Here is an 11,997-nt window from a genome sequence, read left to right as displayed (position 1 = left end):
CACACCGATAATTATCGTCTCCATTCAAACGGTACGGCATTGCGCGCCGCTTCAACATCCAATGCCTCAAGATTCTTTTCGAGCTCCTTTATACGCTCTTCATCCTGATTTATCTCATTCTCCATCTGGTTAAAGGCCTGACGTTCAACCCTCCTCTGCGTTACCAGCCACTTGCGGCGATATTCATTCATCTGCTCTCTCTTGCCTTTCAACCCGTCCTTGAGCCGTGTCATCTCCCCCAATATGCTTTGGTAGCGCACCTGCCAATATTCCTTGCCTTTGTCCAGTCCTGAAGTTTCAGGCCTTGAAGGCTGCTGAAGCTCATTCTGCTCCGGCTTCACTGTTGTCTCTGTAGTTGTGTCACTTGGAATCTCAACTTCCTTTGGTTCAAGATTTTTGACTCTGTTTCGGAATTTTGCCGGGATAGATGCCGGGTCGTCGCTGAAATGAACCACACCGCTGCTATCCTCCCATTTATACATTGCGGCAATAGAATCGTTCTCATGAATCAACATTTGCATGAGAAAAACCAACAGACATAAAGCCATCAATTTCATTGCGTTTGCTCCTTTATAACCGGCAGATTTTCAATTTGACTGATAAGCATTACGTTGTGTATAGTGTTGACCTCATTCTGACCATTAAACGGAGGGACACAAACCATGATGTCACGCTTCAACATACTTATCAAATCTCTCCTTATACTTCTCTTAGCTTCTCAGGCATATGCCAAGGAAACCAAGGACATCCGGTTTAACTTCAAGAATGCCGATCCGGTAGTTTTCAGCCATGACTTGCATTTGTTAAAATATAACAACAACTGCAAGGTTTGTCACAACGCCATTTTTAACCTAAAGCAACACAAGCGATACACTATGGCCGAAATGGAAAAGACAAAATCGTGCGGAGGCTGCCATACAGGCATCAAGGCGTTCAGCGTTGCTGAGGAAAAAGATTGCATCCGCTGCCATAAAGGCAAACCGAGAAATATTCCCTTTAAAATGAAAAAGGCCACTGAGGTGGTCTTCAGCCACTCGATACACATCGATAAAACAAAAGGGAAGTGCAAAAGTTGCCATAATGGCAAAATAATCACAGGAAAAGACAAAAATGTTTCCATGGCTGAAATGGAAAAGGGGCGGACATGCGGTGCCTGTCATAACGGCAAGGGAGCGTTCACTGTTGCCGGCAACTGCAACCGGTGCCATAAAGGATATATTCCCAGGGAGGTTACCTTCTCACTGAAAGGGATTACCAACGCCGTGTTCAGCCACAAATTCCACCTCGGCATGTATCAGTGTGGCGATTGCCACACTGCAACCTTCCCATACAAAGCCGGGGCACAACGGAAAACCATGGGGCAGATGGAACAAGGCCAATCCTGCGGCACTTGTCATAACGGCAAAGACGCATTCTCGACCAGCGGCGAATGTGAGCGCTGCCATGGAGGATTCAAACCAGCGCCGATTACCTTCAAGAATGAAGGGGGCGAGGTTAACTTCAATCACGCATTCCACCTGAATCTCTACAAATGTGTAGACTGCCACACCAAGCTTTTCCCGTTTAAGGCCGGTGTAAAAAAGGCCACTATGACTGATATGGAAAAAGGGCTTTCATGCGGTGGTTGCCATAATGACGGTAAAGACGCTTTCAGCGTTAAGGCTAATTGTGAGAAATGCCACAAGATGTGACTAATACATGAATAAATTATAAAGGGGGGACAGCATCCGGCTATCCCCCCTTCTTGTTTATGTTTTGGATCGTTTTCTGGGATATGCTCGCTTCAATACCTCATAAAGTCCGGCTGGAGAGGTTGAAGCAACCACCACGCGAAGATTCAATTCATTTTCTATATCCTTGGGTGTGAGGTCGTCCAAAAATACCCCCACTCCTTCTTTGAGCATTACATCAGGGATAATCACCAGGGTGCCCGGCTCAACCTTCCTAAGAGCCGTAATTATGTCTCTTCCGGCAATAAGCCCGGCAACCGTCACCGAAGGGCCGAACAGGATGTTCTGCACCGCAACTGCGCCCAGTTTCAGGCCTGTTTTCAGTGCAAGCTCTGCCAAAAATTCTTTAATAACCGGATATGCGGAATAACCGGTAACTATTATGGCGTCGCCACTTCCGAGTTCCCTGGCAAGCTTAATAACCTTTACTGCTTCCTGACGAAAAAGCGGGATCATACCAACCCCGTTTTCAAGTTGAGGGAAGTCTCCATATAAAGCTATCCGGGGGAATGGTAAGCCAGCCTTGAGATAAAACTCGTCCGCAAGGAAGAGGACCGGTTCTCCGCAGACTTTCGCAAGTCGGCGCATTTCCGGCTCCCATTCAGAAATAAAAGAAGCCGCGTATTCTGAAGTTACCGGGCTTATCGGCGTTAATCCCATGCGATGGCTGGTAAGCCCCACAGGGACAACGGCAATAGATGCCACCTGAGGGAAAAGCGCCGCCAGGTCGGCCACGGTCCGTTGCAGTTGTTCGCGGTCATTGAGACCGGGGCACAGAACAATCTGCGTGTGCATTTTTATTCCAGAAGCAGCTAGAGAGTTCATGACTTCCAGAATAGGCATCAGTCCCTGTTTGCCAAGCAGCATCTCGCGAACAGCCGGATCACTGGCATGTACCGATATGTACAAAGGGGAAAGCCTCAGTCTCTTGATCCGGGCAAGGTCTGACTTTGAAATATTTGCCAGCGTTACATAATTACCGTAAAGAAACGAAAGTCGATAATCCTCATCCTTTACATAGAGAGTTTTTCTAAGACCTTTCGGGAGTTGATGAACGAAACAGAATATGCACTTGTTTCGGCAATGTGCAGGCTTTGGGGGTTGGAGGACAAGACCGAGTGCCGGATCGTCACCGACTGCGACATCGCATTCCCAGATGGATCCGTCAGGTTTTTCAATCTCTATCAGGAGTTCATCCCCGTCATTCCAGTAATGATAATCAATAATATCTCTTAGAGGATGCCCATTGATCGATATTATCAAATCCCCGGGCTCAATTCCCATCTCCGATGCGACCCCGCCATTGATAACGCTTTCTATTGGCAAGCCTCTCATGCATTCTCCTTTATGAAAAAAAGAAAGGCGGCCCAAAGGCCGCCCGGTGTTTCGACTGGTTGACCGGCAATTATTGATGGAGTCTGAACGTACCGTCCGCTGAAGTAATTGATGCAATTGCGTGCTTATAAATCAGTATGTCGCCCTGGATTTCCATTAGTACGGAAAAATTGTCAAACGACTTGATATAGCCCTCCATGGATTCGCCGGTCATAAGCTTTAGAACAATCTTTACCCGTTCCTTTCGAGACTGGTTAAGATACTGATCTTGAATATTGAATGGTGCCTTGGCCATAGAAGTCTCCTTTAATCAAAAAATGCATTTACATGGTTTTTTATAGTAGCAAAAGATTTTGGATATTCAACCCACGAAATTTCCGCATCACCCTTCAGCCAAGTTTCCTGCCGTTTGCCATAACGCCTGGTATTGCGTTTGATAAGATCAACGGCCTCATCAGGGCTTGCTTCGCCGGCGATATATGCACACATTTCACGATAACCGATGGAGTTCATGGATTTCAACTCCCTGCCGTACCCGGCGTTGATCAGCCCCCTAACCTCGTTCTCTAAACCGTCGCAGATCATCTTTTCAACACGATGGTTAATCCTGTCATATAACTCTTCCCTGTCAAGTCTAATCCCGATTTTAAGGTACCTGTACTCTTCAGACTTAAAGCCATGGTCTTGACGGAATTTTGATATCGGGCTGCCGGTCTGCCTGAATACTTCCAAGGCCCTGACGATCCGGACATGATCGTTAGGATGTAAAACGGCTGCCGTTAATGGGTCCACCTGAGCAAGCTCGGCAAGGAGCCCCTTACCTCCACCCTGTTCGAGAATTATTTGCAGCTGGTCTCGGTATTCGGTATCTGCGGGTGGCACCTCTGCAAGTCCTTTAAGCAGGGCTCTTATATAAAGTCCTGTACCACCGACTATTATCGGTTTCAACCCACGTGAGTGGATATCCTCAATGATCTTTACCGCTGCCCTGCGAAAATCGCCGGCTGAGAAATTCTGATCAGGGGTAACAATGTCCACCAGATGGTGGGGGACTCTTTGTTGCAGATCAGGCGAAGGCTTGGCAGTGCCAATATCCATGCCGCGGTATACCTGCATGGAATCGGCATTCACAATTTCACCGCCAATCGCTTCAGCAAGTCTGATCGCAAGATCCGTCTTGCCGGAAGCAGTTGGCCCCTGAACCACCACAAGCCTTATGCCATCTTTTCGGCTAGAGTTCATTGTTCATTCACCAACGCCACTCTTTGATCGCCTGAACATCTTTTCAATCTCTGGAAGGGCAATCTTCACCAGAACCGGCCTTCCGTGGGGGCAGGTCGCAGAGAAATCAGTAGTATCCATTTGTTGCAGCAGTGCCCTGATTTCTGGAAGCGAAAGCGCATGGTTTCCCCTAATAACACTATGACAAGCTATTCTGGCCAGAATATTGTCAAGCAGCTGATCGGCCTTGACACTTCGCGAAAGCTGCTCCAGTTCCGACAAAATCTCCCGGAATGCGGACAAATAACCGGCAGAGGCAATCAGTCTGGGCACTGCCTTGATAACATGGGTTGTACCGCCGAAATTCTCAATCTCGAAACCAAGGTTTGCGATCCTGGCTTCATGTTCGCGGACTGCTGCTGCTTCGGAATAGGTCAACTCAACTGTCTCCGGAAAAAGCAACATCTGGCTTTCTATAGATCCGCCAGCATGTTCACTCCTCAAACGCTGATAAGCGATCCGTTCGTGTGCGGCATGCTGGTCTATGAGAACAAGGTCAACTCCGTCCTGGCAGACGATATACATCGACTTATACTGTCCAATCACTGCAAGAGATGAATAATAACCTTTATTGTCGATGTCCGAATCATCTTCTGGAGGCGAATTCTTGTAAAATAACCCACCGGTGCTTGTGGGAATCGCCCTGGAACCGGGATTAAATCCGGTCAACTTGGCAGTCCCGGACAAGTCATATCTGGCCAAAGCATCCTGTACTTCGGACAAACGCCTGGCTTCAGGGCGTGGCTCGGTGTAAAGTTTATTTCCTGACTGCTGATCACTCCTTTTTGTCCAAGGCGACTGACTCAAGACGTTCCCAATTGCGGAGAGGATACAATCGTGGACTTTTCCCTGTTCGCGAAATCGAACCTCATGCTTAGTCGGATGAACATTCACGTCGACTTCAGAAAAGGGCATTTCAACAAACAAGACCAGAACCGGGAATCGCCCTTTGTCTATAACGCCTCGATATGCTTCAAATATGGCATGATGTACAACTTTATCTTTTATGAAACGGCCGTTTATGTACGTATAAACACCGGCAGAATTAGATCGGGCAAGCGAAGGACCACAAACCAAGCCATTAATTGAAATATTCTCTCCGGAAAACACTACCGGCCAAGTATCATGCAAAGATGCATTGCCTAGAAAAGTGGAGACCCTGGACTGAAGATCGCCTTGAAGCATTCGAAACTGACTCTTCCCATCGCTGATGTAGGTAAACCTGATATCAGGACGTGATATTGCGAGCCTGACAAGCAACTCTCCAACATGACCAGCTTCGGTTACCGAACTCCTCATGAATTTCAGCCGCGCCGGAGTATTGAAGAAGAGTCCTCGTACCTCTATCGAGGTGCCGGTTGCCATCCCGTGAGCTTTAACGGAGACTATTCGCCCACCTTCGGAATATATTTCCGTCCCTTCCAGATTGCTGTTCTCACGTGATGCAAGGGTCAGCCTTGATACCGATGCAATCGAGGGGAGAGCTTCTCCTCTGAACCCAAGGGTCGCAATCCCATCCAGATCGGCATCCGAAACCAGTTTACTGGTAGCGTGGCGTTCAAGCGAAAGAAGAGCATCCTCACGAGACATTCCGCACCCGTTATCCACGACCCTGATTAGCTTTCGCCCACCACATTCTATTTCGACCAAAATGTCTGTGGCTCCAGCATCGATAGAGTTTTCCACCAGTTCCTTAACTACAGCAGCAGGGCGCTCCACAACCTCGCCTGCGGCAATCCTGTTTGCAAGATTTTCCGGTAGAATCCTGATGCGACTGGACATGATAAACCTCAACAATTAATGAAACTAACAATAACTCATCGTCCATCTGCTTGTAAAGGGAGTCTGAACTGTGGTAAATATCACGGCTAATAAAATTTGTACGGAGACACCGTTTGAAGATACTTGTTGCAGACGACAACTCCTCAGTCAGACGAATCCTGAGCGCCATGCTTTCTGCCTGGGGGTATGCCGTCGTTACGGCTTCAGACGGTAGGGAAGCATGGCAAATGCTTCAGCAGCATGACTCCCCGCATTTTGCCATTTTAGACTGGATGATGCCCGGAATGGATGGAATCGATATTTGTCGAAGCATACGGTCTCTCCCCGCAACTTTCCCCCCTTACGTGATGCTGCTCACCTGCCGCGGCCAAAAGGAAGACGTGGTCGCAGGCTTGGAAGCCGGAGCGGACGATTATATTACCAAACCTTTTGAAGCCGAAGAACTACGAGCGCGGGTTCAGGTTGGGAAACGGTATCTGGAACTTCAAGACAGCCTTAAGGAACGGATGAATGAACTTCAATTGCAGGGAAATGAGTTAAGGAAATCCAACCGTGCGCTTATGCTCCTGAATAAGAGCAGTCATCTTCTGGCAACAGCAGGTTCGGAGAAAGAGTTACTGCAAAATATCTGCGATGAAATGGTAGATAATGCCGGATATAAACTAGCCTGGGCAGGCATGGTTACAGGCTCTCCCAATGCGAGGCTCGTACCGACTGCCCTGTCCGGATTCGAAGCCGGAGCATTGGAGGTTATGCGTCTCGCATGGAGCGAAGCCGACCCGTCAAGGAGTCCTGCAGGCAAAGCAATATCATCCGGCAAGCCGGCAATAATAAGAAATATTTTCAACAACAAAATCTACTCCCACAGGATGGTTGAAGCTGCTTCGCGCGGATTTGCATCTCTGGTTTCAATTCCTTTCAAAATTTCCCCTGAGCAGCAAGGCATTTTGAATATTTATGCGAAAGAACCCGATGCCTTTGACAGCGAAGAAATTAAGCTCCTCATAAAACTCACTGAAAACCTAGCGTACGGCATCAATGCAATCAGAACGGCAAGCGAGCGGCGACAGTTTGAAAAGGAGTTACAAATGGAGCGCGACCAGGCGCAGCTTTATCTTGATGTCTCCGGAGTACTGATGGTAGCTCTTGACATCAATGGCAATATTTCTCTAATAAACAAAAAGGGTTGTTTAATTCTTGGGGACAGTCAGCAAAACCTCTTGGGTAGAAACTGGTTTTCTGATTTTATCCCCGAAAACTTTCAGAGTGAATTAGAGCAATCGTATAGAAATCTTATGGAACACGGCACCGGATTCAAAGAGTATTTCGAAAGCTCAATCGTAACCCGCAGCGGTAAACAAAGGGAACTTGCCGTACATGCATCACTACTTGGGAATAAGGATGACTTGATTACCGGCATACTCTTTTCAGGTGAGGACATTACTGAGAAAAAACAAGCGGAAAAGGCGTTACGTACCAGCGAAGAAAACTACCGGACTCTTTTTGATAGAATTGTTAGCAGCTCCACCGCAATCGCAGCTTACCGCTCGGGATCAGACGAAACATGACCGGCCTACACTCAAATTACATCATCAGGGGCCCTGCAGTTTCTATTTTTCTTCTTTCATCACCTTGGAAATCCTTCGTGCCATTGCGTAGCGAATCCCTCCCAACCCGCGCCCAACCGTTACCGCGGCGGAATTCGAGTACTCGACCAGCTTTTATCAGCCCTTCCAAACGGTGTGATACTACCATATCGTAAGTGCCGTCCAGATATTTCACCATAATCAGCATATCAGCCTCCTTGTTAAAGACTAACTAATTATAGCATCCGCTGTAATTTTAAAACAATTGCCCAATCCCATTATCGGAATATTTAATCTATGATGGAAGATAATTTTTCAACAATGGGTAAACATCTTTTGCAAACAACTCGCCTTTTCGGATTGCAGTGCTCTCATCCGCTTCAAATGGAACTGAAATCCTTATGAATGCGGCATCTCGACGCCGATACACAGCGGAATTGATAATTTCAGAGATCTTTAAGGAATATTCATTATCTACTGATTTACCCATGACCTGGAACCAATAAACGAACAGCTCCTTGCGATCCCCTTTCTGGTATACGGTCCAAACCGAATTTACCCTCTCCCCAGCTACATCTATTGCCCTTTTGCTGCTCTTGACTTCATTCCAACCGCTTCCTGGGAGGCAATTTTTGGGGGAATGAATCTCTCCGCCGTCTTTACCGCCGCCATGGTAGCCGATATAAAGAGTTACTCGTCCTTCTTTACCATTGTCATAGGAGCGGGAGAGATAGTCCGTGGGTTTAAGCTTACCAAGAACAGCATCAGACATGAATGATTCACCCGACATTGCCCAAGATCCCAATTGAACAGGAAAATTAGTTAACGGTCGACTGGTTGGTACGGTAATATCGTTATGAAAATAGATATATGCGGCGGCAACCAACAGCAAAGTAACAACGATCGCAAATCGGATTCTAAACCCAGCAAATTCCTTCATGCGTTCCCCTTCCTCCCCCGTCCCAATAAAGCCCCAAGGGAGACAAGGAGTACCATTGCCAAAGCAAACACTGCCAGACCGGCAAATTCATGAAAAAATCCTTCGGCTGCCTTTGCTCCCCACCACTGGGCCAAGATTCCTGTAACAATAACCCTCACAGCGTTAGTCAGAATGGCAATGGGAACGGCCGAAAAAATCAGTACCCACCTTTTGGCTGTGGAAATATCAATAAAAAAAGCATATGCAACGGAAAGAGCCAGCAGCGACATCAGCGACCGAATACCGCTGCAGGCATCGGCCACCTCAAGCGTAGTTGCCGGGAACATTATTATATTGCCTTCCCTCATGACTATTACGCCGACAAGTTGGAGGAATTCGACTGAAACCTTAGTAACAAACAGTTTCAAGGGAAAAGCCATGGCGTCATAGATCAGGTATGGCAGAGGAACCATGAAAATCAGGTAACATATCGGCAACAACGCGATACTGAAAATGTTTCGGCCAAAGAAATAGAGGACTAGCCCGGCAATGACAACTATCAATGAAGAGCGCATAGTAAAATATTCGACACCCAACCAGGCGACCAGCAACTGCAATATACCGGCAATTACTATAATCAACCCCAGATTCCATGGCTGAACGTCTGCAGTCTTAAGCTCTTCGCGTCGACAGTAAAGGAAATATCCGGCAATTATCGGCACAAGAAAACCATGAGAATAGTTATCGTCATGGTACCAGTCTTTGACCATATCCGGAATAATGTTGGCATAAAGCCCCAGCAGGAGGATGATTAAAGTTGCCAGTTGGAATTTATAGTTCCCGATATATTCAGATAATGTCATACTCCCGCCTATACAGTTAATTATTCAATAAATAATCGCAGATACCCCGCCTATTACGCTACCGAGACCGTCAAAAGGATTAAAACTGGTGATCGAAAAATCGGACGGGCTCACAGCGGTTCCGGGAGCGATTGCATTTACCAGCGTCATGAACTCACCTATTCCGAAAGGGATTAAATTTTGAGAAAGTATAGATACTGACAAGTCCTGACCAGATGCATCTGGAGCTATTGAAATTCCGGAAGCTACCCCTGATGTTACTGCCGAATTATTGCTTACCCCATTCGGTAATCTTACAATCATGTCTATTCCGTAAATACTTGCCTGTGAGGCGGCTACAGATTTTGCTTTTACCGTTATCGTATCACTTGACATCACCGTTAATGCAGATGAGGTAGTGGAGTTGTTGGCAGTGTCAAAGGCCTTGGCTTTCAGGGTATGTATTCCCCTGGCAGAACTCGCATTCCAATTGAATGAATACGGGGCCGAGCTATCTGTTGAGACTAACTGGTCATCAACATAAAATTCGACCTTGTTGATGCCATTATTGTCGGACGCATTCGCAGATACAGTAATGGTACCATTGGCGGTACTATTATTGGCCGGTGATGTGATCGACACGGAGGGAAGGGAAGTGTCCACCCTCACTGAGACAGGAGACGAAAGCTGGCTGTTGTTGACCACATCATACGCTTTAACTGTCAGGCTGTGTTGCCCCGCGACGGGGGGCCAACTGAACGAATAAGGAGCGGTAGCATCAGTTGCAGTCAACACACCATCCACATAAAATTCGACCTTGCTGACACCGGAACTGTCCGAAGCGTCAGCGGTAACCGAAATATTACCGTTGTTAATAGTGCTGTTATTGGCAGGAGACGTAATTGAAACCGAAGGAGGTGTTCTATCCACCATAACATTGATGATTGCCGACGTCTGAGAGTTGTTGACTGCGTCATAAGCCTTTGCAGTTAGTTGATGCGCTCCCTCAGAATTAACAGTTGTATCCCAACTAAACTCATAAGGAGATGTTGTATCGGTACCTTTCAAAACGCCATCTACATAAAAATCTACTTTAGCAACCCCCACATTATCACCGGCCGTCGCACTTACATTAACATTCCCGTTTACCACTGCACCAAGTGGATTTATCGAAACAGTGGGTGGAGTTGTATCCGGCACAGAATTATCCACCTTGACTGTCAAGAAAGATGTCGGAGATTGATTTCCGGCCGCATCATACGCTTTGGCCGAAAGGGTATAGGAAGCGCCATTAGTCAAGGCGGCAGTATTCCACGTAAAATTATATGGTGAACTCGTTTTAGTGGCACTGAGAGCATTGTTCACATAAAATTCTACCCTTGACACTCCAGTAGAATCTATTGCCCTGACATTTACCGCTACCGTTCCACTGCAAACATCCCCCGCGCGAGGGGAATCAATTATAACTGTCGGAGGCGTCGTGTCTCCACCAACAGTGCCCCCCCCCCCGCCGCCACCGCCTCCCCCACCACCACACCCAGAACAGAAGGCAACAGCCGACAACACGATCGTCAATAATATTCTTGTTCTCATCTGGCCCTCCATTGTACGAAAATAACGAAAGGCGACGCTTTCCGACGCCGCCTTTCCCTTAAATTGTTTTATGATTGTATCGTAGTTTTACTTGATCACAAGACAATCTTTCCAACTACCTTAGAAAGAATTACAATTGCATCACCGGTGTCGACCTTACCATTGGGGCTGGATTTGCCGTTGATCACCGGAGCGACATCCAGGCGGCTTTTTTGGTCATTTGAAAGTTTGATCTTGCCTACTGAAACCTGCATGGCCAAGGTCGCATCTGCAATAGATAGAGTTGCCGGAGGATTTTCTACAGTGATCGAGGTTTTTGCAGTAGAGCTGTTTCCTGAAGCGTCATTTGCGCGCACAGTAATAACATTGGTACCGACCAAAAGTCCTGAGAGATTTATACTCCAACTGTTACCGTTAATCGTTGCAGCATATGGGGTGTTCACACCAATCTGGACTGTAACACTGGATACTCCTACGTTATCCGTAGCTGTGCCGCTGATAACTTGGGACGTAGAAGTGGTTGGTGATGCAACTTGATTAATTGCTACTACCGGTGCAGAAGTATCCGGAGCAGGAGCCGGAGTTGCAACAGGGATAGTGATCAAAACCGAAGACGAGCGACTGGAAGAAATATTCCCGGCGGCATCCTTGGCCCAGGCATAAAGGGTCTTACTCCCTTCTGATGCAAAAGTGTATGAGGATGGTGCCGTTGAAGCCCAGCCGCTTGCCGTTACGGCAGGTGTAGCTGAACTTTCGCTCACCATGTAACCGGTTACTCCTTTTGCGTCAGTAGCAGTAAAGCTGTTAATCGAAACGTTGAGTGCTGATGATGTGGCCGGCATCGAGAATGCCGTTAGTTCAGGGGCGGTGGTATCAGGAACTGGAGTTACAGGGAGAGTAACGATAATCGAAGCGGAACGGCTGGCAGA

At 47.3% G+C, this 11,997-nt stretch carries 11 protein-coding genes and 1 pseudogene; 2 read left to right on the top strand and 10 right to left on the bottom strand.

What is annotated here, in order from left to right; all coding sequences use genetic code 11:
* Positions 1-11 precede the first annotated feature (11 nt).
* The gene (locus OR1_RS19060; RefSeq protein ID WP_041974435.1) at positions 12-557 is read right to left on the bottom strand and encodes a DUF4124 domain-containing protein; all 546 of its coding nucleotides are present in this window, start codon (positions 555-557) and stop codon (positions 12-14) included.
* A 105-nt stretch (positions 558-662) separates the two neighbouring features.
* On the opposite strand from OR1_RS19060, the gene OR1_RS19055 reads away from it, so the two are divergent.
* A complete protein-coding gene (locus OR1_RS19055) occupies positions 663-1,691 on the top strand; it encodes a cytochrome c3 family protein (protein WP_041974434.1) in 1,029 nt (342 codons plus the stop codon).
* A gap of 57 nt (positions 1,692-1,748) precedes the next feature.
* Here OR1_RS19055 and OR1_RS19050 read toward each other — a convergent pair whose 3' ends face one another.
* The 4 genes from OR1_RS19050 to mutL all read right to left on the bottom strand — a co-directional run bounded on the left by OR1_RS19050 (position 1,749) and on the right by mutL (position 6,128).
* A complete protein-coding gene (locus OR1_RS19050; protein WP_041974432.1) occupies positions 1,749-3,065 on the bottom strand; it encodes a DUF512 domain-containing protein in 1,317 nt (438 codons plus the stop codon).
* A gap of 70 nt (positions 3,066-3,135) precedes the next feature.
* Positions 3,136-3,360 (bottom strand): RNA chaperone Hfq, encoded by a 225-nt coding sequence (gene hfq, locus OR1_RS19045; RefSeq protein ID WP_041974430.1) that lies wholly within the window; start codon positions 3,358-3,360, stop codon positions 3,136-3,138.
* A gap of 11 nt (positions 3,361-3,371) precedes the next feature.
* The gene (miaA, locus tag OR1_RS19040; protein ID WP_041974428.1) at positions 3,372-4,307 is read right to left on the bottom strand and encodes a tRNA (adenosine(37)-N6)-dimethylallyltransferase MiaA; all 936 of its coding nucleotides are present in this window, start codon (positions 4,305-4,307) and stop codon (positions 3,372-3,374) included.
* Positions 4,308-4,310: 3 nt separating this feature from the next.
* On the bottom strand, positions 4,311-6,128 hold the full coding sequence (gene mutL / locus OR1_RS19035; protein ID WP_041974426.1) for a DNA mismatch repair endonuclease MutL: 1,818 nt from the start codon (positions 6,126-6,128) through the stop codon (positions 4,311-4,313).
* A gap of 113 nt (positions 6,129-6,241) precedes the next feature.
* Here mutL and OR1_RS21185 point away from each other — a divergent pair, with 113 nt between their 5' ends.
* Positions 6,242-7,696 (top strand): response regulator, encoded by a 1,455-nt coding sequence (locus tag OR1_RS21185; protein ID WP_052440677.1) that lies wholly within the window; start codon positions 6,242-6,244, stop codon positions 7,694-7,696.
* Positions 7,697-7,712: 16 nt separating this feature from the next.
* Here OR1_RS21185 and OR1_RS19025 read toward each other — a convergent pair whose 3' ends face one another.
* From OR1_RS19025 to OR1_RS22200, 5 genes and pseudogenes are all read right to left on the bottom strand, one after another.
* Positions 7,713-7,922: a GSU3473 family protein gene (locus tag OR1_RS19025; RefSeq protein ID WP_041974424.1), complete on the bottom strand. Its 210-nt coding sequence runs from the start codon at positions 7,920-7,922 to the stop codon at positions 7,713-7,715.
* 87 nt (positions 7,923-8,009) lie between these two features.
* Positions 8,010-8,654, bottom strand: a complete 645-nt coding sequence (locus tag OR1_RS19020; RefSeq protein ID WP_041974422.1) for an exosortase C-terminal domain/associated protein EpsI — start codon at positions 8,652-8,654, stop codon at positions 8,010-8,012.
* On the bottom strand, positions 8,651-9,496 hold the full coding sequence (gene xrtA, locus OR1_RS19015; RefSeq protein ID WP_052440674.1) for an exosortase A: 846 nt from the start codon (positions 9,494-9,496) through the stop codon (positions 8,651-8,653). The genes OR1_RS19020 and xrtA overlap by 4 nt, the downstream gene beginning before the upstream one ends.
* Positions 9,497-9,520: 24 nt before the next feature.
* A complete protein-coding gene (locus OR1_RS21180; protein WP_052440672.1) occupies positions 9,521-11,068 on the bottom strand; it encodes an Ig-like domain-containing protein in 1,548 nt (515 codons plus the stop codon).
* A gap of 95 nt (positions 11,069-11,163) precedes the next feature.
* Positions 11,164-11,997 (bottom strand): annotated as a pseudogene (locus tag OR1_RS22200) (hypothetical protein); the annotation flags it as partial.

This window comes from Geobacter sp. OR-1, from assembly GCF_000813145.1.
In the GTDB taxonomy this organism is placed as follows: domain Bacteria; phylum Desulfobacterota; class Desulfuromonadia; order Geobacterales; family DSM-12255; genus Geoanaerobacter.
The sequence above is the reverse complement of the archived record's forward strand: the minus strand, read 5'-3'. Positions and strand labels throughout refer to the sequence as shown.